This is a genomic window from Streptomyces aurantiacus, assembly GCF_027107535.1.
GTDB lineage: Bacteria > Actinomycetota > Actinomycetes > Streptomycetales > Streptomycetaceae > Streptomyces.
Map to the genome: position 1 here is coordinate 307104 of NZ_CP114282.1, position 25966 is coordinate 333069.

General features: G+C 66.4%; 31 protein-coding genes and 2 pseudogenes. 13 read left to right on the forward strand and 20 right to left on the reverse strand.

Features of this window, described 5'->3' with window-relative positions; translation table 11 throughout:
• Nucleotides 1-118: 118 nt before the first annotated feature.
• The 7 genes from O1Q96_RS01430 to O1Q96_RS01460 all read right to left on the reverse strand — a co-directional run bounded on the left by O1Q96_RS01430 (nucleotide 119) and on the right by O1Q96_RS01460 (nucleotide 5016).
• Nucleotides 119-1048, reverse strand: a complete 930-nt coding sequence (locus O1Q96_RS01430; protein ID WP_269246449.1) for a hypothetical protein — start codon at nucleotides 1046-1048, stop codon at nucleotides 119-121.
• A gap of 250 nt (nucleotides 1049-1298) precedes the next feature.
• Nucleotides 1299-1973 carry a hypothetical protein gene (locus O1Q96_RS01435; RefSeq protein ID WP_269246450.1) on the reverse strand — a complete coding sequence of 225 codons (675 nt, stop codon included), beginning with the start codon at nucleotides 1971-1973 and terminating at the stop codon, nucleotides 1299-1301.
• A 113-nt stretch (nucleotides 1974-2086) separates the two neighbouring features.
• On the reverse strand, nucleotides 2087-2482 hold the full coding sequence (locus O1Q96_RS01440) for a hypothetical protein (RefSeq protein ID WP_269246451.1): 396 nt from the start codon (nucleotides 2480-2482) through the stop codon (nucleotides 2087-2089).
• 378 nt (nucleotides 2483-2860) lie between these two features.
• Complete coding sequence (locus O1Q96_RS01445; protein ID WP_269246452.1) at nucleotides 2861-3088, reverse strand: helix-turn-helix domain-containing protein; 228 nt, start codon at nucleotides 3086-3088, stop codon at nucleotides 2861-2863.
• A 130-nt stretch (nucleotides 3089-3218) separates the two neighbouring features.
• Nucleotides 3219-3770, reverse strand: a complete 552-nt coding sequence (locus O1Q96_RS01450) for a hypothetical protein (protein ID WP_269246453.1) — start codon at nucleotides 3768-3770, stop codon at nucleotides 3219-3221.
• Between the two features lie 104 nt (nucleotides 3771-3874).
• Nucleotides 3875-4363, reverse strand: a complete 489-nt coding sequence (locus tag O1Q96_RS01455; RefSeq protein WP_269246454.1) for a hypothetical protein — start codon at nucleotides 4361-4363, stop codon at nucleotides 3875-3877.
• 38 nt (nucleotides 4364-4401) lie between these two features.
• Complete coding sequence (locus tag O1Q96_RS01460; protein WP_269246455.1) at nucleotides 4402-5016, reverse strand: hypothetical protein; 615 nt, start codon at nucleotides 5014-5016, stop codon at nucleotides 4402-4404.
• A gap of 316 nt (nucleotides 5017-5332) precedes the next feature.
• On the opposite strand from O1Q96_RS01460, the gene O1Q96_RS44415 reads away from it, so the two are divergent.
• The 7 genes from O1Q96_RS44415 (at nucleotide 5333) to O1Q96_RS01490 (ending at nucleotide 12223) form a co-directional block, all read left to right on the forward strand.
• Nucleotides 5333-5488 carry a hypothetical protein gene (locus O1Q96_RS44415; protein ID WP_269246448.1) on the forward strand — a complete coding sequence of 52 codons (156 nt, stop codon included), beginning with the start codon at nucleotides 5333-5335 and terminating at the stop codon, nucleotides 5486-5488.
• Nucleotides 5485-6207, forward strand: coding sequence for an ISAs1 family transposase (locus tag O1Q96_RS01465; protein WP_419586410.1), 723 nt, complete (start codon nucleotides 5485-5487; stop codon nucleotides 6205-6207). The genes O1Q96_RS44415 and O1Q96_RS01465 overlap by 4 nt, the downstream gene beginning before the upstream one ends.
• A 194-nt stretch (nucleotides 6208-6401) precedes the next feature.
• Nucleotides 6402-6674: a hypothetical protein gene (locus O1Q96_RS01470; RefSeq protein ID WP_269246456.1), complete on the forward strand. Its 273-nt coding sequence runs from the start codon at nucleotides 6402-6404 to the stop codon at nucleotides 6672-6674.
• A gap of 39 nt (nucleotides 6675-6713) precedes the next feature.
• Nucleotides 6714-7229: an RNA polymerase sigma factor gene (locus O1Q96_RS01475; protein ID WP_269246457.1), complete on the forward strand. Its 516-nt coding sequence runs from the start codon at nucleotides 6714-6716 to the stop codon at nucleotides 7227-7229.
• Nucleotides 7226-7975, forward strand: a complete 750-nt coding sequence (locus O1Q96_RS01480) for an IclR family transcriptional regulator domain-containing protein (protein ID WP_269246458.1) — start codon at nucleotides 7226-7228, stop codon at nucleotides 7973-7975. The genes O1Q96_RS01475 and O1Q96_RS01480 overlap by 4 nt, the downstream gene beginning before the upstream one ends.
• Before the next feature lie 584 nt (nucleotides 7976-8559).
• Nucleotides 8560-11433 (forward strand): NACHT domain-containing protein, encoded by a 2874-nt coding sequence (locus tag O1Q96_RS01485; RefSeq protein WP_269246459.1) that lies wholly within the window; start codon nucleotides 8560-8562, stop codon nucleotides 11431-11433.
• 370 nt (nucleotides 11434-11803) lie between these two features.
• Complete coding sequence (locus O1Q96_RS01490; protein WP_269246460.1) at nucleotides 11804-12223, forward strand: hypothetical protein; 420 nt, start codon at nucleotides 11804-11806, stop codon at nucleotides 12221-12223.
• 203 nt (nucleotides 12224-12426) lie between these two features.
• Here O1Q96_RS01490 and O1Q96_RS01495 read toward each other — a convergent pair whose 3' ends face one another.
• The 5 genes from O1Q96_RS01495 to O1Q96_RS01515 form a co-directional block, all read right to left on the reverse strand.
• Nucleotides 12427-14376, reverse strand: coding sequence for a hypothetical protein (locus O1Q96_RS01495; RefSeq protein ID WP_269246461.1), 1950 nt, complete (start codon nucleotides 14374-14376; stop codon nucleotides 12427-12429).
• A gap of 69 nt (nucleotides 14377-14445) precedes the next feature.
• Nucleotides 14446-16377 (reverse strand): coiled-coil domain-containing protein, encoded by a 1932-nt coding sequence (locus O1Q96_RS01500; RefSeq protein ID WP_269246462.1) that lies wholly within the window; start codon nucleotides 16375-16377, stop codon nucleotides 14446-14448.
• The gene (locus O1Q96_RS01505) at nucleotides 16374-17063 is read right to left on the reverse strand and encodes a hypothetical protein (protein ID WP_269246463.1); all 690 of its coding nucleotides are present in this window, start codon (nucleotides 17061-17063) and stop codon (nucleotides 16374-16376) included. The genes O1Q96_RS01500 and O1Q96_RS01505 overlap by 4 nt, the downstream gene beginning before the upstream one ends.
• A 307-nt stretch (nucleotides 17064-17370) precedes the next feature.
• Nucleotides 17371-17508 carry a hypothetical protein gene (locus tag O1Q96_RS01510; RefSeq protein WP_269246464.1) on the reverse strand — a complete coding sequence of 46 codons (138 nt, stop codon included), beginning with the start codon at nucleotides 17506-17508 and terminating at the stop codon, nucleotides 17371-17373.
• Nucleotides 17509-17619: 111 nt separating this feature from the next.
• Entirely contained in the window at nucleotides 17620-17772 is a 153-nt protein-coding gene (locus O1Q96_RS01515; protein WP_269246465.1) for a hypothetical protein, read from the reverse strand.
• Between the two features lie 65 nt (nucleotides 17773-17837).
• Here O1Q96_RS01515 and O1Q96_RS01520 point away from each other — a divergent pair, with 65 nt between their 5' ends.
• Complete coding sequence (locus O1Q96_RS01520; protein ID WP_269246466.1) at nucleotides 17838-18059, forward strand: hypothetical protein; 222 nt, start codon at nucleotides 17838-17840, stop codon at nucleotides 18057-18059.
• On the forward strand, nucleotides 18059-18433 hold the full coding sequence (locus tag O1Q96_RS01525; protein WP_269246467.1) for a fic family toxin-antitoxin system, toxin component: 375 nt from the start codon (nucleotides 18059-18061) through the stop codon (nucleotides 18431-18433). The genes O1Q96_RS01520 and O1Q96_RS01525 overlap by 1 nt, the downstream gene beginning before the upstream one ends.
• Nucleotides 18434-18650: 217 nt before the next feature.
• Here the strand turns inward: O1Q96_RS01525 and O1Q96_RS01530 are convergent, their stop codons facing one another.
• From O1Q96_RS01530 to O1Q96_RS01545, 4 genes are all read right to left on the reverse strand, one after another.
• Complete coding sequence (locus O1Q96_RS01530) at nucleotides 18651-19268, reverse strand: hypothetical protein (protein ID WP_269246468.1); 618 nt, start codon at nucleotides 19266-19268, stop codon at nucleotides 18651-18653.
• Nucleotide 19269: 1 nt separating this feature from the next.
• Nucleotides 19270-19806 carry an RNA polymerase sigma factor gene (locus O1Q96_RS01535; RefSeq protein WP_269246469.1) on the reverse strand — a complete coding sequence of 179 codons (537 nt, stop codon included), beginning with the start codon at nucleotides 19804-19806 and terminating at the stop codon, nucleotides 19270-19272.
• A gap of 221 nt (nucleotides 19807-20027) precedes the next feature.
• Nucleotides 20028-20780 carry a hypothetical protein gene (locus O1Q96_RS01540; protein ID WP_269246470.1) on the reverse strand — a complete coding sequence of 251 codons (753 nt, stop codon included), beginning with the start codon at nucleotides 20778-20780 and terminating at the stop codon, nucleotides 20028-20030.
• Between the two features lie 35 nt (nucleotides 20781-20815).
• The gene (locus tag O1Q96_RS01545) at nucleotides 20816-21463 is read right to left on the reverse strand and encodes a hypothetical protein (protein ID WP_269246471.1); all 648 of its coding nucleotides are present in this window, start codon (nucleotides 21461-21463) and stop codon (nucleotides 20816-20818) included.
• Between the two features lie 469 nt (nucleotides 21464-21932).
• On the opposite strand from O1Q96_RS01545, the gene O1Q96_RS01550 reads away from it, so the two are divergent.
• A complete protein-coding gene (locus tag O1Q96_RS01550; protein WP_269246472.1) occupies nucleotides 21933-22169 on the forward strand; it encodes a hypothetical protein in 237 nt (78 codons plus the stop codon).
• A 542-nt stretch (nucleotides 22170-22711) separates the two neighbouring features.
• Here the strand turns inward: O1Q96_RS01550 and O1Q96_RS01555 are convergent.
• Nucleotides 22712-22876, reverse strand: a complete 165-nt coding sequence (locus O1Q96_RS01555) for a DUF6192 family protein (RefSeq protein ID WP_269246473.1) — start codon at nucleotides 22874-22876, stop codon at nucleotides 22712-22714.
• Nucleotides 22877-23007: 131 nt separating this feature from the next.
• A complete protein-coding gene (locus tag O1Q96_RS01560; protein WP_269246474.1) occupies nucleotides 23008-23478 on the reverse strand; it encodes a MarR family winged helix-turn-helix transcriptional regulator in 471 nt (156 codons plus the stop codon).
• Nucleotides 23479-23576: 98 nt separating this feature from the next.
• On the opposite strand from O1Q96_RS01560, the gene O1Q96_RS01565 reads away from it, so the two are divergent.
• On the forward strand, nucleotides 23577-24545 hold the full coding sequence (locus O1Q96_RS01565; protein ID WP_269246475.1) for an SMP-30/gluconolactonase/LRE family protein: 969 nt from the start codon (nucleotides 23577-23579) through the stop codon (nucleotides 24543-24545).
• Nucleotides 24546-24658: 113 nt separating this feature from the next.
• On the opposite strand, the pseudogene O1Q96_RS01570 reads toward O1Q96_RS01565, so the two are convergent.
• Both O1Q96_RS01570 and O1Q96_RS01575 read right to left on the reverse strand, forming a co-directional pair.
• A pseudogene (locus O1Q96_RS01570) lies at nucleotides 24659-24853 on the reverse strand (IS110 family transposase); the annotation flags it as partial.
• Entirely contained in the window at nucleotides 24847-25047 is a 201-nt protein-coding gene (locus O1Q96_RS01575) for a hypothetical protein (RefSeq protein WP_269246516.1), read from the reverse strand. The pseudogene O1Q96_RS01570 and the gene O1Q96_RS01575, both read right to left, overlap by 7 nt.
• On the opposite strand from O1Q96_RS01575, the pseudogene O1Q96_RS01580 reads away from it, so the two are divergent.
• Nucleotides 25003-25470, forward strand: a pseudogene (locus O1Q96_RS01580) (3'-5' exonuclease); the annotation flags it as partial. The gene O1Q96_RS01575 and the pseudogene O1Q96_RS01580 overlap by 45 nt on opposite strands.
• A gap of 121 nt (nucleotides 25471-25591) precedes the next feature.
• On the forward strand, nucleotides 25592-25948 hold the full coding sequence (locus O1Q96_RS01585; RefSeq protein ID WP_269246476.1) for a hypothetical protein: 357 nt from the start codon (nucleotides 25592-25594) through the stop codon (nucleotides 25946-25948).
• The last annotated feature ends 18 nt before the right edge of the window (nucleotides 25949-25966 follow it).

Sequence of the window (25966 nt, forward strand, 5' to 3'; positions counted from 1 at the left end):
ACCGCGCCTGCCCTGCGTCCGCCCCCTGCCCGAACCGGGGTGCCCCTTCCAAGGACGGGCCAGCACGGCACTCCGGACGAAACGTGATCATGTAACGGCCCCTGCTTCTCCGGGGCGATCAGGCCGACTTGGCCTTGACCACCGCGAATTCCACCGAGGTGAGTGTGTGATTGTCGGCGACGGTCATCCCGGACAGCATCGGCGGGGTGTTGGCCTTTCGCAGGGCCGCCATTTCCTCGGGACCGTTCGCCTCGAAGTTGCACAAATAGCAGCCGAAGCCGTTCGCTGTGAATGTCGTACCGGTGTCCGACCGTTCGGACGGCTCGAAGGTCAGGATGCCCTGCCCACCGCAAGCGGGGCAGCCGCCGCCTGAAGCCTTCAGGACGACCTCGCCGCCCTTGAGGACCTCCAACGGGTGCGCGAACCCCTGGTGGAGCGGCGGGGGTGCCTTGAGGGCGCCCTCCTTGACTTCCGCCGGGAGACCCACGAACCGATCCTCGAATGCGTGCCGGGCCTGGGTGATCCGGAGCTGCACGTCCCGGAAAACCTGGTCCTCCTGCTCGTTCACCGCGTCCTTGACGGCCTTCGTCCACCGTTCCCAGAAGGCGTCCAACGGCTTGCCGAGATCGCTGAGCAGAGTCTCGATCGTACGGGCGAGGGGAGAGATCATTCCCTTGGCCTTGGCACTGTCGGGGGCAGCGTGGGCCGCGCCGTTGCGCATCGCGATCAGCAGATCGAGCTGGGAGTCCGGCTGGAGCACGCCGATCTTGCGGAGGAGGACGATGGCGTCCTTGGCACCGACGGTGCGGACCTTGTCCTCGTCCATCTTGAGGTGCCCGCCGAGGTACAGCATCGTGTCCGCGTTGCGGATCTCGGTGATGTAGAGCGGGTTCTTAGCGGCGAGGACCGCCTTGGCGAGCTTCTCAACGGCGACACCGGCGTGGAGCGCGAACTCGTCGTACTCCGGGCGGCCATGGTCATCCATGGCCTTGTGGGCGGCCTTCTTGGCGCCCTTGAAGAAGCTCTCGAAGGAGAGCGAATCGTTCATGACTAGGACATTAGCTCCCCTGTACTACAGGGAGCGATCTCATTCACGGACCGGGCTGCGGTCTACTCGGGGACCGGCCGCTTCACTCTGCTGAGCGGGTCAGCGAAGACGTTGAAGTCGCTGACCGACTTGAGAGCGCGAGGGGGCCAGGAGAACGTCCCCCGCACGGGCCATAGCGGCTCTACGTATAGAGAGAAGTCACCCAGGCCGATGTCGTACCGGAGGCCCTTGGGGCCCGCGCTGACGGACGTCATGACGGGGTGCCGTCGTCGCCCGCTGAGGGCTGTGGCGGGTGCGGCAGTCCCAAAAACTCCCGGAGATCGCGGGCCCGCTGCATGTCCTCCTCGTCCAGCCCGGAGCGCTCGGCGTCGCGTTCCAGCGACTCCAGTTCGTGTTGGGCCTGCTGGCGTCGGTACTGATTCAATTCCTTCGCGATGACCGGGTTCAGGGCCTGTCTCTCCGGGACGTCCGAGCCTCGGACGAAGGTGCCGAGGAACTTGAGTGCTTCCGCCAAGACGACGCTGGTCTCCACCGTGTACTCGGGCCAGGGAGGGAGCCCGTACCACTCCTTCATCATTGGGAGCAGTACGAGGACCGGATCGCGCGTCTCCTTATACGCGTCGGGCAGCAGCATGACGGCGCTGTGAGTCGTGGTGATCAAGGTCTGGCGCTCCCGGTTCCAGGCATCTCGGGTCTCCGCTGTACCCATCCCCTGGAAGGTCTGGGCCTCCAGATGCACCTTGAGCTGGGTCAGGGTGTCGAAGCCGCGCTGGGCGTTCGCCTGAGCCTGAGCCAGGGCTGTGGCCTTGTTAGCACTTTTGGTCTGAAACCATGAGCCCAGCAGGGTGAAACCGCCACCGACCAGGGCACCCAGCAGGGCTATGCCGAACTCCATCGACCAGAGCTTGTCCAAGAACTCGTTCATGCTGGTCATCATGCCGACGGGACCCACTCCGTGGGGATGATCCCGTCAAGTCCTTCTGAGCCGGCTGCCTGGCGGACTCATGCCCCGTCTTCACAGGTGAGCAGCAATACGTTCTATCCGAACGGGTTGCCGCCCTGCGCTTGGACTCCGGCTGTGGCGGCTTTCAGGTACGCGACGCAGGTCTCCCACTGGTTCCACGTGAAGAGGACGGTGCGGGAGTTGTTCGCGATGGCCTTCTGCGCTTCGGCGGTCGCGATCCGGAGCTGTCCGCGGTCCTGCTCGGTGGCGAGCTGCACGTACCCGTTCACGAGGCGGGTGGGCTCCTTGGACTGCACCTTGATGACGTTGCTGAGGGGGACCACGGAGTCCTTGGCGCCGGTCACCTTTCCCATGAATTCCCGCTTGATCTCGGCGCGATCTGCGTAGAGCGTCACGGTCGCGACGTAGCCCTTGAAGACCTGCGCTTCGGGCTGGGGTGCAGGCGCACCCTTGGAGAGGTCGTATGCCATCGGATCAGTGTGCCGTCTTGTCCGTCGGTCCGCGTGGAGATCGCCCTCTGTCCTCGGGATTCCTAGCAAATATCAGGTTCATCGCTGCAAGGGTTCTGCATATTGACCCTCGGGTATGGCTTTGTCGTAGGGCCTTCCAGGAGGGGCTTGAGAGCCGGAGGCCCTGCTCACTGCCCAGGGAAGCGAAGGGGACGAAGAACTCGCCGGGCGTGACCAAGGAATCCAGGCATGCACAGACGTGCCGGGATCTTGGCACGCCTGTCATGGCCCAAGGTCCCGGAGAAGGGACCTACAGCAGTGGAGATCCTGAACTCAGCTCTTGGCGCCGCTGCCGCGAAGACGAAGGCTGATCGAGTCGGCCGTCTGACGCTTCATGGCTCAGGCGGCCTTCCGAAAGGCATTCCGGGGTGCCCGGGTCCTGGCGGCCAGACCGGCGTTGGAGATGTCCTCGAAGTGGAGGAGCTTCGGGCCCCGGTCTCCGAGGTCCACCGGCGTCAGGAGGCCCCGGTGGACCCACTGACGGATGGTGCCGGGCCTGACGCCCATCATCAGGGCGGCTTCGTCGTAGGTCATGAGGTCCTGGGGGTCGATCTGCTCCAGCGTCACAGCAGCCTCCGGGCAAACAAAAGGTCCCCACCAGATTCTGGCAGGGACCCGAGTTCCGAGCAGGGGCTACCTGCTGTTTCGGATGTTACGGCGCCCTTGCTTCAAAATGCAAGCACTTGGCCGACGGGCGTCAAACGATCCCCTGACGGTCGGTCTGTTCGTGCTGCTCCCTCTCTGCTACATGGTCCGATAGATGACTGAGAGCGCTGGTGTAGTCGACCGACCTTGCAGGGATTTTCTCTCCCCGCCAGTACGCGCCGAGGACCCGAGACGCCTCGTCGATGACGTTGCGGACCACGACGAACCGCTGAGGATCGTCGAACTGCTCCGGCGTCAGGTGCTTCCAGTCTGTGAGCATGTCCACCACCTCTTCGAGTCGGCTCCTGAATTCCGTGCTGGCGAAACTGAACGTGGCCAGGCGCAAGCGGTCCAACTCCGTGTTGAGCAGGTGTTCCCAGCCGGGTTCAACAGCTCTGAATCTCTTGCGGCGAATGAGATCTTTGACCGCGAACAAAGCGTTGGCCGCAGATTCAAAGGCCGCGTCATGCAGGATTGCGGCTCGTTGGATCTCCATGGCCTTGGCCTGTCTGTGCTGCTGAAACCACACGCCCCCAAAGGCGGCAAAAGCGCCAGCAATAGTACCTCCGAAGCCGATCAAGGCGGATGAGATCCCAGGGTCCATGCGGATCATCATGCCGACGGGACCAGCCCTCTAGGGGTTAATCCCGTCAAGTCCTCGGCGGCCGGCTCACGCTGTGAGGGTGGAGCACTCATCCTGTAGCGGCGTCATGACGGGGCCGGATAATGCTCCCAGACCTCCTTGGGGAAGGGTTGGCGACGGAGGACGGTCCCCATCACAGTCCGAATGTCCGTGCAGATGATGACGTACCTCGGAGGCCAGGGCTCGGGGGCCGCCACGAAATCCGGCCGGACGTACATCTCGGCGTGACAGCGCTCCAGGAAGTCGCGGACCGCCTTGTCGTGAAACCGGAGCGCCTGTTCCTCCAGAGCCCGGCACAACTCCTCGCCAGCGGAACCCCACCCAAAGTAGGCGCTGCTGTTCCGATCCGGCACTCCCTCCGCGAAGTGCTTGTGGAGCGCATAGCTGATCTTGATGCACTCGTTGGCTGCCGCCTCGGCAAGGCCGGACAGATGCATCCGCTCGGCCTCGTGGGCCGTCTTGCGCTGCTGCCAGATCACGGCCCCTGTGGACAAACCCGCACCCACGATGGCGCCTCCAAGGCCCATCAGAGCCGCCAATGTCTCTGCCTGCACTACCTAGACCTCCCAGGTCTTACCAGGTCTGACGGGCGTCATGACGCGGGCTCTCCACCGTCGGCGGCGTCCTCCTCGCGAGAGTCGACGTTGGCGGGGTCGGGATCCTGCATCAGCTCGAAGCGGCGTCGCTGGGCCAGCTCGTGCTGAATGGCCCGTTGCTGCTTTGACCCCGTCCGCTCGGAGAGAGGCGGGAGGGGGTCGGTACGGATGTAGGCCGACAGGAGTTCAGTCAGCTCGTCCGCCAGCTCCGCCAGCCACCCCACCGCGAAGAAGTGCCGGACACCGGCGGCCCTGAACTTCCGCATGACGGTCAGGAGGTCCCTCACGCGTGTGCGGAGTTCCCGGTCAGGTATTCGGGCCACCGCCCTCTGGGCCCTTTCCATGTGGCCGAACACGGTGTTCAGGTATTCGGCGTTCTCGTCGGTGCGCATCGTGGCGACTTCGCCTCTGACGGACTCCAGGAACTCTCCGAGCGTGATCAGCTCGTTCAGGGCCCTGTCCGCCGCTTCCTGGCCTATCTCCGCGAGGCGGGCCTCCCGGGCCAGCTTCCTCTGGTGGGACAGGGTGAGCCACAGGCCCCCGAAGGACGCCGCGCCACCCACCAGGGCACCGCCGAAACCGATCAGACCGGAAAGCACTTCTGGTTGCATGACGATCATCATGCCGACGGGACCAACCCCCTGGGGCTGATCCCGTCAAGTCCATGCTGGCCGGCTCGGCTACTGGCCGTTCAGACTCTCCAGAACGTCGTCCGAGTACGTCAGGAGGTGCCTGTACGCACCCTCGGGGTCAGGGGCCGTTACATGATCACGTTTCGTCCGGAGTGCCGTGCTGGCCCGTCCTTGGAAGGGGCACCCCGGTTCGGGCAGGGGGCGGACGCAGGGCAGGCGCGGTCTCCGTGATCATGTGAGTGTCGAAGTCCCCTGAACACTTGGTGAGTCCGTGCCCGCTTCTGCATCTTCTCCCATGCCTGCCGCGCTGGACCAGCTGGGCCGGACCGCTGTGCCGGGCCCGCTGGCGGACGCGGTTGCTCTGTCTGGCTTCCTGGATCTGGTACCCGATCCGAGAGGCGTCCGTGGCCGCCGCTACCGGTTGTCCGCCCTGGTCGCCGCGGCCGCGTGAGTGTGCTGGCCGGTGCCCGGTCGCTCACCGCGATCACGGAATGGATCGGCGACGTCCCTGCGTGGGCCTGCCGGGTTCTCGGTTTCCCCACCGACCCGCTCTCCGGCACCGTGTCCGTCCCGCACCCTCACACCCTGCGCCGTCTACTCGTCCAGCTGGACGGCGACGCCCTGGACCGGGCGATCGGCGCCTTCCTCACCGCACGCACCACCCCGGCCTGCCCCGGACTGCGGGCGATCGCTGTCGACGGCAAGGCCCTGCGCGGCTCACGCACCGCCACCACCCCGTACGTCACCCTTCTCGCCGCGATGGACCACACCGGTCACGTCCTGGCCCAGCGCCAGGTCGCCGACAAGAGCAACGAGATCCCCGCCTTCCAGCCCTTGCTGGACAGCGTCGACCTGACCGGCACGGTCATCACCGCTGACGCGCTCCACACCCAGCACGCCCAGGGCACTGGAAGATCGAAAACCTGCTGCACCACGTCCGCGACCGCACGTTTCGCGAGGACGACTCCAAGATCCATGCTGGTCATCTCCCGCGCATCATGGCCGGCTTGCGCAACCTCGCCATCGGCGTCCACCGTCAGGACGGCCGCACCAACATCGCCGCCGCCCTACGTCACACCGCTCGCGACTGGCGAAGGCCCCTGGTCGCCCTCGGCATCACCGGATGAATCCGGGCAAACCTCGATCATGCAAGGGACCCTGCAAGCGTGAGTGCCGTCCCGGCCCCTCCCCGCACGGCCGCGGACCCAGCCAAACGATGACTGCAACCCGTCAGCACGGGAGCGTTTCCCCAAAGAATCACGTACCAGGCTCAACAAAACAGCCCCGGCATCCCTTATGTCATCAGGATCGACAAGCTGACTGCTGGCCGCGTGCCAGAAGCGGCAGGAATGAGGGAGGTCGCGTTGGCTGACATCGTGGCTGTTGCCGGGCCTGTCACCATCATGGTGCTTACGATGCTCATCCGGCTCCGGAAAGGACACGGACGGATCGGGCCGTGGGAGGTGCTGCGGGAACTGGCCCGCGGCCGTTCGGCCGCAGCAGCGGAGCGTGAATACCGGGCCACCGCTGTCGAGGTTCTCGAACGTTTGCCCGCAGGCGGCAGGTTGGACATGGTGGACGACCGCGGACTCCGGCGCACCTACCATGTGTCCGCCTGGAGCGAGGAAAGCCGGTGACTTCGGCGCACGCGAACTGTTCGGCACAGTGAGGACCGCATGCCCCAAGGACCACCCGGATTCGAGGAGTTCTTCAGGTGCTATCACCCCACGGTCTGCCGCTACCTGCTCTGGCGTGAGGCGGAACACAGCGTTCTGGAAGACGCCGCTCAGCTCACCATGCTCGCCGCCTACCGCTACTGGGAGCGTGTGGGTGCGATGAAAGATCCCCGGGGCTGGCTGTTCAAAGTGGCCGGCCAGCGCCTTGACGACGCCCGGCAGGCACGCAGTCGCCAGGGTCTGCTTCTCGACGCCGCGACGTTACGGGGCCGGATCGCCGCACAGGACGAGGTCGCCGCCTGCGATCTGCGCCTCGACATCATCCACGCCGTCCGTAAGCTTCCCGCACGCCAGCAGGAAGCTCTCGTCATGCGACTCCAGTTCGGCATGGACTATGAAGAAATCGCGCAAGCGATGGAAGCAACCCCGGCAACGGTACGCTCCCACGTTCACACGGGCAGAAAGACCCTCAGGGCGATACTCGGGGACTGCGACACGGAAGGAGACCGCGCATGAACATCGACAGGGGTCTTCGGGCAGCCGTTGAAGCGGTCGACGAGCTGTGGTCGGGAGAGGAGGAGATCGCCGAGCGATACCGGCTCTTCCTCACATCCCTGCAGCCCCGCCCGCTGACAGGTGCTGTCATCGCGTCCATCGGCAGGGTGCTCGACGGACTGCGCGACGAGGTAGGGGCCTCGTTGTACTTCGCGGTCTACGAAGAGGGCGAGGTCCGGGTGGTCGCCGAGTCATCTGGGCCGACCGCACCGCCCCTCATCGAGTGGGTGGATTTCCGTCAGACCGCGCACGCTCACTCGTTTGGCAAGTGCCTCCTCGCACAGCTCGACGAGGACACCCGTCGTGACCACTTGGCGCGTCACCGGATGGGAAGGCTGACGTCCCGCACCATCACCAGCGAACGCCTCCTTGCCCACAAGCTGCTCAAGCCTTCCCCGCAGGCGTCGCCCTTCCTGGACCTGCAGGAGTACAGCGTGGGTTGGGTCTCCGCCGCGGTCTCCGTCGGTGCCGCCAGCCGCATCGGAGCCGTGGCCGCCTACCTGCCCGTGGCGATGGCCCATCGCCTCAGAAACGTGGGCGATACCCTCCTCCGCCTGGCCGGCCCGCCACTCGACCTTGCTCTCACGGGAAGGGCCGACCAACTGCCGGAGAACCCTCCACTGGAGAATCATTTGCCGGCGAGCGGCGACCGAACGATCGCTAACGTGCGCTCGCAGGTCGGCGGTGCGATGGCCAAGGGCTCCTGAAGCGGTCCGACGCGTCGAGGAGGCTGTGAGCGGTAGCGCGCGCCGAAGCGTGCCGGGGCAAGCTGTAGGGAAACCGGCCTTCGCCGGAGAATTGCTGTGTCATTTGCTGTCACCGACCTGCCCGCAGTGAAAGCACCGATTGCTCACCGTGTACCGACGCGGACACTGCTCAACTAAAGGGTGTGGCACAAGACTGCGGTCACAGGCCCTGGCCTGCCCAAACGCAGCTTTGTGCAACACCCTTCAGGCCGTGTCGGAGTCGTACGGCATTGACGACAAGTGCGACTGAGCGCTTCAGTCGGCGAGTGCGCGGTCCAGTCGGCGGATTGAGCGCCATCCCATGTCCTGGCAGGTCCAGACTGGTGACTCGTCCCCGGGGCTGCGGTCGGGTTTGCTCTGGCTGATCCGCAGAACCGTCCTGCACGTCGGGCCTCGGATGGCCTCAGAGGGCGCTGTCTCCGCCCAGGACAGCCCATCCAGAAGCACCTCGCTGCCCGGCGCGGCGTGTTCCAGTGCCGGAGCGGTTACAGAAAGTATTTCTCCGTCAAGGAATCTGTCGTCACGGGGGCATTGGCGTGCGGTACATGCGGCTTGGTATCTGGGGGACGGCACTGATCATCGCAGCTGCCGTCATCCTTGTCGCAGCGCTGAACGAGAAGGGTCTTACCGATCCCGAGATCCTGATCGCAGTGTTGGGATTCCTTGTGGCCGCCTTCGGAATGGTGCGGACACTGCTCCATGACGTTGCCAAAGCAGAGCACGAGGCTTCATCCCCCGAGCGGCTGGACCACCTCGCCGGGCGACTAGCCGACGCGGTCAAGGACGAATGGAAGGAGGAGTGGAGACGGCGTCGGCTGCAGGACCCCGATCCGCTGCCCGTGCCCTGGGCCTTGCCGGAACCGTGGCTGTCCGACGCAAGCGGCGACTGGGACGACACCGTAGACCCCAGCGACCGGTGGGGGAACATCGCCGAGGTCTTCAACCGGGTTCCTTCCAGGCGGATGGTGGTACTTGGTGCTCCAGGAAGCGGCAAGACGGTCCTAGCCGTGCGGTTCACCCTGGACGTACTACGGCAGCGCCAACCCGGCGACCCTGTGCCAGTGATCCTCTCGCTCTCCAGCTGGCGGCCGGATCGCGAGAGCCTCAGTACCTGGGCGACTGCCTCGCTGGCCACCATAGGGATCACACGAGTCCAGGAGCTCTTCGCCAACGACCGGGTGCTGCTGGTACTGGACGGTCTGGACGAGATTCCCCCACCCCTGCGTACCTGTGCAGTGAGCAGGCTGAACGCTGAGTTGGATACGGCCAGCCCTGTCCTGCTGACTTGTCGAACGCAGGACTATGCCGAGCAGGTCGAGAGTGGGGGTGCCTTCACATCTGCTGCGGTGGTGGAATTGAGGCCGCCCTCCTTCGACGACGTGAGCACCTACCTCGTACGCACCGCACGACCGATGCGAGGGGCCTCGGGAGAACGGACCACGCGTTGGGACCCGGTCCTCACCCACCTACGAGATCATCCGGACGCTCCCGTCTGCCACACCCTGCGCCAGGTCTTCCAGACGCCGCTGATGGTGGCGATGGCTCGTGCTGTGTACGGCAATGGCAGGGCCGACCCCGCGGAGCTACTCGATCTTCGCTTCACCATCCCCGCAGACCTCGAGCAGCACCTGCTCGAGGGATTTGTGCCGGCAGCCTTCAGCGATTCTCCTGATGCTGGCCGGGCTGGTCGGTGGCTCGGGTTCCTTGCCGCACACCTGGAACGCCGTCAAGCCCGTGATCTTGCCTGGTGGCGCCTGCAAGTGGCGTTGCCGTGGCCGCTTCGCCTCCTCGGGCCGATCCTGCTTCTGGGAGCCGTCGGAGCCGCGATCAGCACCACTCTGGATCCGACGGCGGGGTGGGGGGCACCCGTGGAGGCCACCGCCTTGCTGATCGGCGTCTGCATCGGATACGTCGTCCTGTCGCGTGGCCCAGGATTGCCGCTGGTACAACGAGGCCGCGCCCTACGAAGGCTCTTGCCGCTTGCAGGAACGGCCGCCGTCCTTGGCGCCATAGTCGGCACCATGGGAAGCCTGAGTTTCGAGGTATTCGGCTACAACGGCCCCTGGTGGTTGAGGCATTCTGCATCGGATGCACAGGATTGGCGGTATGAAGCCTGTTTCGCGATGGTCGGAGGCCTGGCCACCGCCGTGGTCCTGGCTGTGATCGGCATCGTCAGCGAGCCGGTACCCTCCACTGCGTCCTTCCGCGGCCGTCGCCAGTCCCGGCCAGCCCTGGTTCTCGCCACGGCCGCTGTGCTGACCGCGGTCGGTTCGCACCTGTTTTGGGGGCGCCACGAACTCGCTACCGTCACCATCAGCGTTTCCGTGGCGGTCACGATGTATGCACTGACAGCTGGGCGCCGAGCGAAGGCCAACTCGGTTGTCAGGCGCAGGGATGCATCCCGCCATAGGCCCCCAGGGAGAGCCAGGAGATGGCAGCGGCTGGGACAGGCGGTAGGCCGGAGTCTGGCGGCTGGGCTAGTTGCAGGATTCGCCCTCGGCGCTCCTCTCGGTCTGGCAGCGGGGACCGCACTAGCCATCCGGGCTGGTATCTACCAGACGTTTCCCGAAGGCTCCGATGTGTTTGCCCTCCGTCAGGGCATCCACTGCGCGGTCACCCCGGTTGGCTGGAGCCAGTGCACGTCGCCGGAGGGCGAGCGATTCGTGCGTACCTCACGTGAGGTTGAGGTTGTCCGTGTCGGCGACTCGGCGACTACGCCGGAGCGGGCCAAGGCAGAATGCGCAGGAGGGAAGGGGTGCGCCACCTTCCATGGGCTCATCGAGGTTCACGTCCAAGGGGACCGTGACACCGGGATCTCCTTGGACGTAAGGCTTCCCGACGGTACCTACGCCCACGATTTTGACTTCGTGGGGAAGCTGCCCCCTCAGACAGCTGATTGGCTCTACAGCCCAGGCCCGGGGCTGTTGTTCAGGAGCGCCGTGGCCTTCGGCCTCACAAGCGGACTGGCCATCGGTCTGGTCAGCGGCATCGCCGCCGCACTGCACAGGTGGCTGTTCTCACCGGTGGACATCGTCTGCGCACTGAGTCCGCGAGGGAGTCTGCGTACGGAACAAACGGCAGCGATTGCCCAGGGCCTCATCGTGTTCCTCTTCAGCTTTGCTACCGTTTTGCTATTCCTGGCTCTCCCAGCAAGTTTCCGGGAAGGCGAGGTCTCGTGGGTCATCTGGCCACTGGCCGGAATCCTTGCTATCGGCCTGAGTGCCTGGGGTTGGTTCCTCACTGCACGCCTGTGGCTCTGCGGCACCGGCAAGCTGCCCTGGCGGCTGATGACCTTCCTGAACGAGGCCCATCGTCGCGGAGTTCTTCGGCAAGAAGGCGCGGTATACCAGTTCCGGCACGCCAGAGTGCAGACGCAATTGGCGACGGCCTACGAACAGCCAGCCTCCGACACGAACTGATACGGCTGAGCGCTTCATCTGGCGAGACTCGCCAACTGAAGCGCTCAGTGTGCGACACGAGGTCGCACCAGGTAAGTAAGGACAGCCGCATGAAGGGAAGTTGAGGAGGCTGGACTTCGGGTCAGTGTCAGGGCTCGTCCCCTCGCTCCCATGCGTCGCTGGTAACGGCGGGGTGTGAAGCGGAGCGTTCAAGCCCAAGAGCGTCCCGGCCATCGGGGTGCAACAGGTGAGGTCCTCACGGCCCGCACAAGGGTTGTCCTGCGCCTGGCTCTGCAGGACCTGTCGAACCAGGCCTGGGAAGAGGTCGCGGCGTTTCGGCGACGAACCGCTGCCGCGCGGCGCCGGCGGTCTGTTCGGCTCGCTGCCGCCGGTGACGCTGCGCCAGGACGGCAGCTGGCGCCGGAACATGGCCAGAGCCTTCGACGACCTGGTCGCGGATCTCTCGTCCGAGGCAGAAGTCGAGCCGCGCTGCACTGCAGAGGAGATGGCGCTCCATCTGGGCATCGCCCGAGCCCGGGACCTGACGCGCAACCGGCCGCGCCGCGTACAGGAGACCGTGGGGGAGCTGCCCGAGCACCGCCGCGACTTCGACTGGCATGCCTGCTCCGACCTCCTGTTCCAGGATCACGACGTCCTGATGCTCTTCGACAGCTCCCTTGACGGTATCGAAGACGGCGGCAGCCAGGTCAACCAGGCGCTCGGCATGGTCAACCTCGCAGCTCAGGACTGGTTCGACCCCTTCGCCTCCGAGCAGGCCCGTGACCCCAACCGCGGCTTCCGTATCCCGTGACCGGGGTACTCCGGCTGTCGCGTGATGCGCAATGTGAGGCGATGCCGCGTCGACGGGAGGCGGGAGGCGGGCGGCGTGCGCAGACGTTCGCGGGTGGAGGGACCGAACCTGATCTGCGGAAACGCTCAGCGATCCCATGTAGTCCGTCCGCTCCCGGAGGCGGTGGCTCAGCTTCTCGAGACTTTCCTGACGCTATCCGGTGTCTACATGTCGTGAGGCGTGGTGCGGTTTCCGGGCACGCGGACTACAACGGCCCAGCGGTCCCGTTGCGCGGCGTCGGGGGCGGGAATGTGTTCGGTCCACATGCTGTCGCGGATGTTCGCGAGCCAGTTGGGCTTCGGCGTGAGGTCCAGGACGGCGAGCATCCCGAGGGTGACTCCCGCAGCTTGATAGGCCACGGTCTGCCCCAGGTACCGCTTGAGGTCCTCACGCTGTGCCTTCTTCAGCTCGCGCTTGCACTCAATGACGATGTCGAATCCGGGGAACCGGACGATGATGTCGCCGCGGCCTCCGCTGCGGTCGATGGCTTCCATCTGGACTTCGAAGCCGGCGCTGTCAAGGTAGTCGTGCAGGTCCTCCTGCAACTCGACCTCATGCGGAAGCGCTTCTCCCTGTTTGGGTGCGAAGAGGTATGCGGTCTTCTTCGTGTGCTTGTCGCGGCCGCGGTTTGTCCTGTTCGCAAGGAACCGGATAGTCGCGGTGATGAGACGGATGAAGTGATGTCGCACCGAAGCGGACAGGAAGTCGGGGCAGTGCTCCAGCCCCGCCACGACGCTGTTGAAGGTGTCCTGCTCGGCCTTGGGCAGAACTGCGATATATCCGAGTTCGCCGTGGGCGACCTGCTCGCGGAGGCCGTTGAGCATTGCCGGTGGCAGGGCGGTGAGTATCTGGTTACCGAGCGCGGCGGCCAAACTGGGGTGGGCCGCCGGTCCGCCTTTTCCCGGGCCGTCCACGGCTGGTTCCTCGTGCCGAAGCCCGAGCCTGGACTCCACTGCGGACCGGAGATCTTCGGCAGCGTCCCGGTCCCAGTCGGGGGGTGCATCGGCGAGCAGGCCACGCACGTGCAGCAGGAGCCCCTCGCGGGCGGCGAAGGCATCCTCGATGCGGGGGGCCACAAGGAGCTGGAGCGCTGGCGCTGAGCCGGTCGAGGTGAGGCGTACGGAGCGGTGGGCGGTGTAGGCGGCGAGGATGTGCTGGATCGTCTGGCTCGGCCAGGTGGTGAGCGGCGCGTTGAGGTGGGCGGCGGCCTGTTCGAGGTCGGCGCTGAGGGTGTACCAGGCGGCTTCGGTGTCGTAGCGGCCGTCTCGCCAGCCGGTGCGCAGGCCGGTGAGCCAGAGTGCGTGTTCGGTGGTGGAGCGCCGTAGTTGTGCTGCTTGTGCGGCGAGGGTTTCGTTGTCGCCGGCTTCGAAGGCCAGGACTGCGTTGATGGCGGCCCGGTAGGCGGTGGCGTCCGGGCGGTCCTCGTCTGCGCTGATGGCTTCGTTGAAGTGGGTGCGGCTGGTGTCGAGCCGAGTCAGGAGGCTGGAGCGGTCTGCGGCGTTGAAGGCGTCCGAGAGGTGGCACATGGCCAGCTCGAACGCGGCGTCGGAGCGCAGTTCGGGTAAGTCGAGGAAGGGGCGGAGCGCGGCGGTCAGGTCCGGGTCGCGCCACTGTTCGTAGGCGGCTCCGAGTGCTCGTACGACGCGGCGTGCGTAGCCCGGGGGTGCGGCTGGAGCCTGGGGGGCGACGAGGAGGTCGAGGAGTCCGTAGCGCTTGGTGGTTCCGGCGAGTGCCAGGCGCAGGGCGGCTTCGAGGAAGAGGCCGGCGGTCTCCGCTTCGAGGGGGCTGGCGTGGATCTCGGTTCGGCGCAGGGCGATGCGGTTCAGGGTGGTGGCGTGGTCCTGGAGGTATCCGGGGTGGTCGCAGAGCCGGTCGAGGAGGTCGCCGGTGACGCCTGGCCGGGTCTCGGTCGTGAGGGCTTCGGCGATGAATGCGGCGGCGCGGTCGGGTGCGGCGAGGTGGTTCCAGGCGGCGAGGAGGGTCTCGGCCGCGCGGAACCACAGTCGGGAGGTGGCGAGTTGGTCCGCCTGCGCCCACAGCTGGTCCTCGCCGCCGAGGTCTTCGAGTGCGGGGGCGTCTCCGTGGCGGGCGAGGAGTGTCTCCAGCGGGGTCACGGTGGGCCTTCCTCGTCGCACGGCGGCGTGCGGGGTGGTGGCACGTTAACGCGTGCGGGGTGGTGGTGGTCACCACATGTAGGCGCCTTCCTCAGCGATCTTCGCACGGTCTTTGTGGATCACTGTGCGGGTCAGTTCACGGTTCGCGGTGGCGGCGATGATCTGGAGACCCTCGGTTTCTTCGCAGATGGCTTTCAGCTGCTGCAGGGTTTCCGCCAGGTCGGTGCGGATCATCTCCTGCGCGCCGGCGGAGTCGATGAGGAGCAGGCCGGGGTGCCGGCCTCCGTGCTTCTGGCCGACGCGGAGCAGGGCGAGCAGCGTGGCCATCCGCAGGCGCAGCTGTTCCCCGTCGCTGACGTCTTTGAAATAGGTGGGACCGTCGTCCTTGTGCAGTCTCATGACGCCGTTCGACTGGAGCTTCACGCCTTGGAGTGCGGCATAACCGAGCCGGACAGCAAGCGTGTAGATCTCGGTACTGACCCGGTCCATGATCGGTTTTCCGGCCTTCTGCGCGCGCACGTCGGCTTCCTTGCGGGCGGCTTCCAGGATCCGTTCTTCCGCGTCCGCTTCCGTTGGTGCTGCAGCCCGGGCGTGCGTGGATGCGCGTTCCTTCAGCTGCCCGCGCAGCCTCTCGACATCGAGATGACGGCGCAGCACGGAACCGCCCGGAAGCGCCGACTGCGCGGACGACAGAGCGTGCCGGGCGCTGGTGAGGGCGCTCTCGGCCCGTACGCGTGCGGCTTCTGCTTCACGGACGGTGCCGCTGGCTTCGCGGTCCGCGGAGCGCAGGGCGTTCACGCCCTCGGTGAGCTGCTCGATCGCGGACGGGTCCTCCAGGGCGTCCTCCGGGGCCGCGGTACCGCAGACGGAGCAGTGGTCGCCGTTCTGGTCGGAGTGGGCGAGGTCGGCCACGGGGGTGGTACAGCGAGGGCAGCAGGTCGGGTTGAGCGCGCCGAAGTACCGTTTGGCCGCGGTGTTCTCCCGAAGGTCGCGCAGCTGCATCTGGTCATCGAGGAGAGCCCGGTGGACTTCGGTGTAGCGGATCTGGGCGGCGGTGTGGGCCTGGACGGCTGCCGCGTGCTCCTGGGCGCAGCGGGCGACCCGGGCGGCAGCGTCTTCCAGGGCGGAGGTCTGGTCTTCCAGGGAGGGTGCGGCCTCGGTAGCGGCCAGGGCGGCCTCGGCGTCAGCCAGCTGGTCCTTGAGCTCCTGGAGCGAATCGGCGCGGGCCTTCGTGTCCTCGGTGGCGCGGCGGCGTTCGCCGCGCAGTTGCTGGCGGACCGTCTTCAGCGCGGTCTCGGCGTCGCGGCGGGTACTCGTCCAGGGCAGTCCGATGAACATCTGCAGGAGGCTGACGACGGATCCGTTCTCGGCGGTCTCGCCGAGCAGGACCTGGGCGTTGCGGTTCCGGGCGATCAGGGCGTGGCTGAACAGCGACCAGTCGGTGACGCCGGCCTTGCCGTCCTCTTCGCCTTTGACGTCCTGCCGCCAGCCACGGAGGATCTCCAAATTCAGCCGGTTCATCATGTATTCGCCCATGACGGCCTCGAATTCGGCGTGACCGGTGAAGTCGACGGGCGGTGTGGTCGGTCCTGTTTCCAGGCGGCCGGTCAAGGATCCGGTGCTCTGTCGGAATTCGACACTGAACGGCTCGCCGTCGATCTTGCCGTCGAGGCGGACGTGGGAGATCCATCGGCGCACCCCGTCCTGGAGCCGGCTGTTCTCGCCGCGCAAGCACCAATAGATCACCTCAAGGACGGTGCTCTTGCCCTTCAAGTTGTCGCCGGCCAGGCACCAGAGGCCGTCACCGAGGGGCCACACGAAGCGGAAGTCGCCGGTGACGGTGCCCGCCTTGGTGCCGGAGAACTCAATGGACGTGAGCGAGAGGCGGTGGGGGCGTGGCAGGATTCCGCTCTCGCGGACGTGGTGGTGTTCCAGAACCGCGGCGGCCTCGGACGGGGTGACAGCGGCCCGGCCAGCGACGGCTTCGGTGAAGTTGCTCATGCGTCCTGCCCTTCACTCGCACGGTTCCTCAATGCCCCGAGGCGAGCGCGGACGCGGCTGGTAATGCCCGTGATGCTGTCGCCAAGATGGGTGCGCTCGTACTCCGCCTGCGCGTACTGGACGTCCTTGAGGCGACTGCCGCTACGGTCTTCAGCCATCAGCAGCACGAGCGCGGCGCGGTCGTCGTACCAGGCCAGATCCGGCTCGTCGGTGCGCAATTCCTGCGCGGTGAGCCGTCCTGGGGGCAACAGGCAGTAATCCCAGCGGTCGATGTCCGGTGCCGTGCCCACGGCGTCAATGCCGATCATCCCGTGGGAGAGCAGCAGACCGAGGGCGTCGTCCAGCGGCTCGTACGCGCCAAAGCGCCAGCGGACCATCGGATACGACTCGAGATCGGGCTCGTCACCCCTCAGCAGCGCGGCCGCCTGGGCGACCGGGTCGACACCGGGCACGGTGTGACCGGCCTCGGCAAAGTTCAACAACTCGTCAGCCAGGTAGTCAGGGTTACGCAGCCAGAAATCGAGCGCCTGGAGCTTCTTCTGCCCCCGCAGGATCGTCGCGGCATCCGGATGCGCACCGCACGGCCTGTCCGGCACTGGGCAGTGGTCCAGGAGAAACAGAATCCGCACCGCGTCCTGAACCCGGCTCGCCCGCCGACTTCGAGTGTGCGTACCGCTGTCAGCCATCGTCCCCCTCGGCAAGCCGATCACGCCCCGGTACGACGAGTAGCACAACCATGACCGAATGAGTAAGTGGTCGAACACGATCAGTACCCGAAAGAGCAGCGCTTGAGTCTCTGAGCAAGCAACGCGGACAGCGGCACCCCACGCCGGTGGATCGAGCGGGACGGACCGCGGGTGTCCGGCGACCCAGATGCGGGGGAGTGGCTCACGCCGCCGCGGTCCCGGCGCAGGAACTGGGAGCGGAGGTCATCCGCTCCAGCATCTGCCGCGCCTGCTCGGCGGCGCTGAACGGGTCCAGCACCGTGAACCGCTAGACGAACCCACCTCCGGGAAGGATGTCCGCGGTGCCGTGGCCGTGTTCACGCAGCCAGGCGAAGACCTTGCCCTTGTCGTACCCGTGCTCCAGCGGTTCGGCGAGCTGCCGCTGGGGCACTTTCCCCAGGGCCACCAGCACCTCATACGGGCGGGCCGGCGTCCGCGCGAGCTCGGCGGCTCCATCCGCTACGTCCGCAGTGGTGGCGCACGCGGCGTAGAGGCCCTGACCCAAGCCTTGAGATAGCTAGCTGGCGCTGTAGCCCAGGTCAAGGAGGTGGAAGGCCACCGTGCGGGAGAACCGCTCCGGCTTGACCCGCTCGTCGACGGGAATGTTGATCCCTACCGCCCACCACTCCAGCAGTTGCCTGAGCCCCTGAAACAGTCCTCGCAGACTCATTCCTCCTGGCAGACCGCTCCGCCCATCCCTCCCCGCCGGGGACCGGGTCCGGCTACCGTGGGGGCATGGCGAAGGAGATCCGTATCAAGGTCGACGACGAGACGTTCGAAGAGCTGCGCCGTCGCGCCGCCGACGACCATGAGGAACCAGATCAGTACGCGAGCCGGCGGCTGACCGACGACCTCGCGCGAACCCGGTTCCTGGAGGGCGCGAAAGCCTTCGTCGAGGAGCACGGGCAGGCCTTCGCCGACCGCTTCGGGACCGGCCCCAGCAGCCACGCCGCCTGATGCCGCCTGTTGTGGTCATCGATGAGCGATGGCTGCTGGATATCGCGCAGAACCTCGTGCCCGGCGACCCCGATGTGACCGACTACGGGGCGCTGGCCGCCGCCGTCGCCCGCCACCGGCACGAGGTCATGGGAACCCTGGTCTACCCAGCCGCACACCACCGAGCTGCTGCGATCCTGCACGCTCTCGCACGGCTTCCTGCCCTTGAGCACTCGAACGAACTCTTCGCGGCTCAGGCCGCCTACGCCTATCTCCACGCCAGCGGCATCCAGGTCAAGGTCGGCAGCCAGGAGGCGATCACGCTGGTCGTCGAGGTCGTCGAGGGCCGCTGCGACGTCCGCCAGGTCGCGGAAGCGCTGAAGAGCTGGGGCTGATGTGCCCGACCATCCCAAGAAGCACCACTTCGTTCCCCAGTTCCTGCTGCGACGGTTCACCGATCCGGCGGAGCGGCTGGTCGTTCACCGGGTCATGGTGCAGAAGCAGTACCAGGCCAGCGTGATCAACGTCGGGCACACGCTGTACCGACCTCTACCTCGCTGGGCCCATCGCACCACAGCCGGTTCCAGGTCAACGTTCCGTGCGCCCCGTGCTCTACTCGTCTCGATTGCGCCAGAAGGCAGGGCACTCCGTCTTTGCTGCCGCGGGTAGATCCTTGACGATCCGGCTGCGGGCGGCTGCCAGGGTCCGTGATGTCCCGGCGCCGTCGACCCGGAAGGTCTCGGACGGCTCGTCGGGACGGTCCATGACAACCACCAGCAGGTGTTCCCCCGTCGAGTAAGCAGGCTCGCCCTTCCACTTGCCGCTCATGGTGGTGAACTGGATCTGTCGCTGAGAGCCCTGCTTCGGCTTGATCCAGTCCGTGACGGTGAGCGTGACTTTCACGGCGTCGGCCTGTTCGGGGTGCTCCTTTATCGCCGCGATGTCTCCTTCGACGATCTTCGGCGAGCAGGCAATCCGTTCCACCTCGGTCAGAGCCTGTCCCTGATCCTGCCGGGAACCGGCAGAACCATCATCAGCAAGCCCGTACGCCAGGAGAACCAGGCCGACGGCCGCGGCAGCGACCAACGCGCCGGCAATCGTGCCGGGACGCTTCATCCAGACGCGGCGCGGACCCTGAGCAGAGTCGCTCTCTCCCTCTTCGGCCGCTTCACCGATCATGCCGAGGGCCAGCCGCAGCTGGTCCTCCTCCGGGCCGGTCAACGGGGTCATGTCAGATCGCCTCCACCTGGCGCAGCCGCGCCCGCATTGCGGCCTGAGCCGCGTGCAAGCGGCTCTTGACGGTTCCTTCAGGGACGTCCAGGAGTTGCGCGATCTCACGGATGGGCAGATCCGCGTAGTAGCGCAGCACCAGGACCTGCCGGTGGGCCGGGAGCATCGATTCCAGTTCGTCCGCCACCGCCAGGGCGAGCAGGCGCTGTTCCTCGGAATGCTCCACAGGCGGCTGGGACCAGCGCTCGGCCAGGCGCCGACGCAGCCCGGCGTCTCTGCTCTGTGAGCGATGCCAGTCACTGGCTACACGGGAGGCGACAACAGTGAGCCAGGCCAGGGGATCGCGCACCTTCGGTCGCGTCGGGTCGGCCTGTTCCTCAAGCAGCTTGAGCCTGACGCGCTGCACACCGTCGTCCAGCGCATCCCATGGCACGCCGCCCAGCGCCAGCACCGCGCGCACGCGCCTGACCTCGGCCGGATCGACCAAGGCCGGCTGATCGTCCTCACCGGGCCGTCGTGCGCCACGCCCTCTGGCCATGTACAGGTCCTTCCTCGTTTCCTTAATGACGGGGCAGTCATGGGAAACGTTCGTCCGAGCCGGGAATCGTCCGCGGCGAGTGTTCAGCCGCCGCTACAGCGACGGCCGGTCTGAGGCAGAGTCCGTGTGAGTGCTCCCCGGTTCTCGGTGGAGGCCCGCGCCCATCAGCCGGAGGGACCGTGGCGTGGCAGCCGACGGTCCCGTTCCGCTGAGTGGTCGGGTCAGGTGCAGGTGTCTGCTGTCGGCTCCTGTGCGAACTGCCTGGACTCGTCCGGTTCGGCGGCCATGAGTGCGGAGGCGAGATGCGCCGTGTCCTTGCCGGCCATCTCGTCCTTCAGGCCGATGTTGGGGCCGCCCTCGTCCAGGACCTGGCGTGCCTGTTCTGCGGTACGCTCCCGGCCCTCCAACTCGCCTTCGCCGATCCTGTTGTTGTCATACGGGACGGTGGATCCGGCACCCAGACCGCGCCATCGGCCGCCCTCGGGGGAGCAGGGGTCTTCTTCCCACACGATGGCGACGGTGTAACTGTGACCCGCCTGGATCCGAGGGCTGTCAGCCTTGGCCACCTTGACGCGGTTGTTGATGTCACCGTCGGTGAACTGCCAGCCCATGGAGGGACGGACCCAGGTGCTCGGTGCCGCTTTCGGCGCGTCGGCACGCGACCAGACAACCTGGTCGATCCTCAGCGTCACGGCCCGGCCGATGAGTCCTTCGCCGCGGTCGAGTTCCGACTGCGCCGGCGGGGTCTCCTTCTCCGCGGTGGCAGTGACCGCTACGACATGGTCGGCGTAGGTGACCCAGTCGGACGCCGTGCGGCTGGGCAGGTTGTCGGCGCCGTGGGCGATGATGATCCGGTCCTGCCGTCCGCGCGGCGTATCGGCAGCGGCAATCGCGGACCAGTCGATGGAGACCGCCGCGGTGACGACGGAAACTGCTCCTGCGAGAACCACCGCGATTTTGCTGCGGAATGTCATGCGAGCCATCTTTCTCACCTCCGGGAAGATCACGGTCAGGGCGCCGGGTAAACGTTGTTGATGGACTCGGTATTGCTGGCACCGAGGTCCAGGGTTTCCACGGGCAATGTCATGCAGCCGAGAGCGTTGTTCCCGTTGCTGACGGAGGGCGAAGCATTGCCTCCGTGCACCAGGCCGACCGCATGTCCCGTCTCATGGCAGGTGAGCCCAAACGTGTAGTGGTCGTTTCCGCGGATGCGGATGTACTGCTGGTCGCATTCCCAGAGCGCGTACTGCCCGGAACTCTCGTTGGCGGCAGAGTCATTGCACCAGGTGACGCCATCGATATCTGCGTCCAGGTTCGTCGAACCTTCCTGGTAGACGATGTCGGTTTCCCCCGACCCGGAGAACACCGGCGTCGAATCGTAATGAATGGCCAGGTCAGTCGGCGAGAACTCATCACTCAGCGTCGACTGCACTCTGAAGCGGTCCTCCGACTCCAGCTCGTACTCCCCGGAAGAGTCCATGTAGTAGTAGACATCGGAGTTGTCTGTAAGGCAGTTGAGGATTCCGTCACCACCGTCCGGGTCGGTCTCACAGGGAGCTGCGCCGAATCCACCGACCGGGACGATGTTGTCGGTCACCGGTGCCGCCCATGCCACGCTCACTGTGGCCAGGAGCCACGCGGTGACAAGAGCGAGCACATACCGAATTCTTCCCTTGGCGAACCTTGACACGCGGTATCGCATGTTGTCCTTCCCCTTCTGCATCGAAAAGCGGCGGAACGCTGGAGTAATCGGTGCAAAACAGCAGGCCGTGATGCCTGTTGCCGGAATTCCCCGTCCGGGGAGCAAAGCGAAACACCGTGGCGTCAGCCACAGTGGGCTGATCGGTCAACGCACGCGGAGATCACACAGGGCCCCTGAATCCATGGCCGCGAAAGGCTACGGCTCCGACAAGTTTCCAATTCCCGCACTGTGCACGAGTACTTCCTCTCGCAGAGCCGCGAGAGGGCAGGGCAGGGCAGGGCAGTGGGGGATACCCGTCATCGTTGGAGCCGACGCAGTGATCGACTCGCACTCTAGTTCGTCTCCTGCGTGCGCGTCCATGTCAAATACTGGATGAGTTTCAAGCGGCGGCTCAGGAAACATCGGGTGGTCGCGAAGGGCGGACATGGCAGGGGCAGGTATGGCACGCATCCCGGCAGTCAGGGTCGCGAAACCCGGTTACCTTCCCGGTTGGAGCACTCCACCGCAGGACGGTTCCTCCGACATCACCAGCTATCCCTATAACGCCTGCGGATCGCGGGCCGGGGCGGGCGGCGCGGGCGGCTACGGAGGCAGCGACGGCAGCGCCTACAACGGCGGCAACGGTGCCGCCGGCTGCGTCGTCCTAGAGTTCAGCAACTGACGGCACTTCGTCACCGCTCGGCATCCGGCGAACCCGCCGTGCTGCGCCCGGCCGTACTGCATCTGCTGCACGGCCCTGGCCGGGCGCTGCACCATCGTGTGTGCGCCGTGCCGGGTTTGGCGAGGTGGAGAAGAGGCAAACCGCCTGCCCACGCCTTTCCCGGGGGTGTGGACGATCGCGGAATGGGCCGGGGAGAGCAGCCATCACGGCGGTTCCTGGTGGATGGGGACGGGCCCGGTTTGGACGATCGGGTGGTTGATCCGGCCGCTCCGCGCGAAGAGTGGGTGACATCCGCCCCGGACGGGCGGTCCGCCCGAACATGAAACCGTCCCGCCGTGTCCACGTGATCGGCGTCAGGTTCTCCGCGGCGACGACGTCGCGGACGTGCCGGATGCCGCGGCCGATCTGCGAGCGGGTCAGGCGGGTGGCGGCCGTGAGCTGGTAGGTGTGCAGGCCGGCGGGGCGTGCTTCCATCAGGGCGACGCGGACCAGGTCGCCGTAGTGCTCGGCCAGCGGCCGGGCCTCCCGGCGTCGCGGCACGGCTACTCCTCGCCCTTGAGCAGCTGCTCGTCCAGGGTGAACTCGCCGTTGTCGAGGGCTCCTTCGAGCCAGTCCGCCGCGGCGCGGACCCGGCCGATCTGCCGGCGGACGGTCTCGCGCTCGTCCTCGGTGAACTCCTGCCCGCGCCGGCCTACTGCGAGAACCAAGGCTTGTCAGCCCCCGCGACATCACGCCAACAAGGTCAGTAAGTGGTGAGCCGGGTGAGCCCGGTTGCGCGCTAGTGCTTCCGGGTCCGAACGACCGGCGGTCACTTGTGACGACAGGCGTTCTACGAGGTCTAGGTCTGCTGACCAGCCTGCAGGTCGTCGAGCCGCGCGAGCATCTTGCTCATCAAGGACGCGAAGCTCTGCGCCTCACGATCCGTGAGCCCGTCGAAGAGCAACTCCCGCACCCTGGCCACGTGAGGGTGAGCAGCGGTGATGATGGCCTGCTTACCGGCGGGCGTCAGGACGACATAGGCGCCACGTCGGTCCGACCTGCACTCCTCTCGAACGACGAGACCCCGCTTGACCATCCGCGACAGGTGGTGCGACAGCCGGCTCTGCTCCCAGGCCAGCACCGCGCCGAGTTCGAAGGGACGCAGGCGCTCCTCAGGAGCCTCGATCAGCTCGACCAGGACGGCGTAGTCGGACTGCGACAGGTCGTTGCACTCCTGCAGTTGCCGGTTGAGCTCGACGTCCAGCCGGCTCTTCACCTGCAGGAACTCGCGCCAGGTGCGCTGCTGCTTGTCGTTGAGCCACTCGGTCATGACGTCATCCTACCTCAGCACTTGACACGTCATCTAAATCAACTAAAGTGCATGACGCGTCATCTATAGGGGATGGCAAACACCCGACGGAGAACCTCGTGACCGGCCCCACCACCCTCATGCACAACATCCGCTTGTTCACCACGACGGGCGCTCTTGCACTTGTCACTCTGCTCGCGACCGTGCCCGCCAGCGCCGCCAACGCCAGCCAGGCCCCGCCCAGCACGATCACCTACACCGTGCCCGGCGACCGACTCTTCCTCGAGGGCGTCGACACCATAGGCAACACCTTCTACACCACGTCCCTCGGCAACGGCGCTGTGTTCCGAGGGCAGCTGGGCGACACCGACTCCGCCGAAGTCTTCCTGCCCGCTGGCGCAGACGGCCGCACGAGCGCCAACGGCATCAAGGCGACCGACAAGCTGCTCATCGTGGCCGGCGGAACCACCGGCAAGCTCTTCATTTACGACCGCCAGAGCGCCAAGCTCTTGGCGATCCACACCGTCTCGGGCTCTGGCGACACCTTCGTCAACGACGTCACCCTGACGCCGAAGGGCGACCTGTACGTCACCGACTCCAGCCGCGACGTCGTCTACCGGGTCAACAAGACCGACATCACCCGGAACTCCACCCTGCGGGTGTTCTCATCCTTTGCCGGCGTCGACCCCAAGGGCGCGTTCAACGCCAACGGCGTCATCGCGGTGAGCCAGCGGTACCTCGTCGTCGTCCAGACCGACACGGGCAAGCTGTACCGCGTCGCCACCAAGGACGGCTCCATCAGCCGTATCAACACCGGCGGCGCGACCGTCACCGGCGGCGACGGCCTCGAGGTGAAGGGCCGCACCCTCTACGTGGTGCGCAACGCCGCGGCCGTCATCACGAAGCTCAAGCTGGCAGGCAACCTGGTCAGCGGCCAGGTCGTCAGCGAAAGGACGGACCCGTCGTTCCGCTTCCCCACGACCGCCTCGCTGCACGACGGCCGGCTGCTAATCGTCAACGGCCAGCTCGACAAGCTGGGTGGCGGCTCGCTCGAGCCCTTCACGCTCACGGACCTGAAGATCGCGTAACCGCTCACTCCAACGACTCCGCCGCCGGCCCCGCAGTGCCGGCGGCGGAGTCCTCGTTCCCGTACCAGAAGGCCGTGCCCGGCACGCTGTCAGACATCCCATGATCTTTGATGTCAAGCGGCAATTTGTTGATCTTGTTGGTGGTGCGCCCAGGCGGTGTGTTCGTCGTACGGGGTGCCGGTCTTGAGGCAGCCGTGCAGGATCCCGACGAGCCGGTTGCCGAGCTGGCGGAGCGCGGCCCGGTGGCCTATGCCGCGGGCGCGTTGCTGGTCGTAGTAGGCGCGGGCGCCGGGTGAGGCTTTCAGTGCGGGGTGCCGCGGCGTGAGCGCAGCACCACCTGGCCGTCGTCGACGGAGAGTGCGGCCCGGAATCCGTCCCACTTCGGCTCCGCGGCCGACGACGCCGGCAGGGCGGGGCTGCGTACCGCTTCGGTGAGCATCGGCTCTGGCAAGGTCCAGCCCTGGCCGCCCGCGACCTCAAGGACGGCCGCCGAACCACCCATCCCGAGCTGGTCTTGTTCCTGTCCTGGGGGGACCTGCAGGACTACGCGGCCTACGACCCGGCGGGACGGGATCTGCAGCCGCTGGTCGACCTCGTCGACACCCATGGCACGGACGCCATCCTGTCGGCCGTTGCCCATCTCGTCCCCGAGGACCAGGCAGAGGTAACCGTCTCGACCGCCCACAAGGCCAAAGGGCGAGAATGGGCCGGCGTGAAGATCGCCGACGACTTCACCCCGCCTAAAGACAGCGACCAGCACGACGCCACCGGCCGTCCTGTACCCGGTCCAATCGACGGCGATGAGGCACGCCTCGCCTATGTGGCCGTTACCCGCGCTCGGCAATATCTCGATATGGGTGGCCTGTCCTGGATCTATGACCATCCCCACGGGAATCCTGTGTCCGCCCTGGCATGCGGTACCTGACGCTAGTCCAAACCAGCAGGGGCAGCGGGCGAGGCGACGCTGTTTCATCGCGCCGGAGGACGTCCAGAGTGAAACCATGGTGGAGGCCGCTCTCAGCCGCTGCGACTAGGCCGACTCCGTCGTGATCACGACCGCCACGCCGGGCAACCTCGCGGCGCCCATCGACGCGTTCCGCGCCGCTCTGCACCTCGGTGGGCGGCCGCGACGGCTGGCTGATGCGCAGCGGTCTGCCGAGGACGAAATCGCACGACGCTCCTGGCCGGTGGTGGTCGTACGCGATGCCCACCCGCTGCGAACCGAGGCCCTGCAGTACCTCTATGGGCTGTGGACCCTGTTCCAGAAGCGCGAACGCCGGATGCCCGTCGTCCTGGTGGGACCAGAGCGGAGGGGCCGGTCCGTGCTGAGCAGGCCATCACTCGCCAGCCTGCAGAGCTGCATCTTTAGCTGGCACCGCCGCACTTCCTGTCAGCCGCGATGATTTGCGCTGAGGCACGGC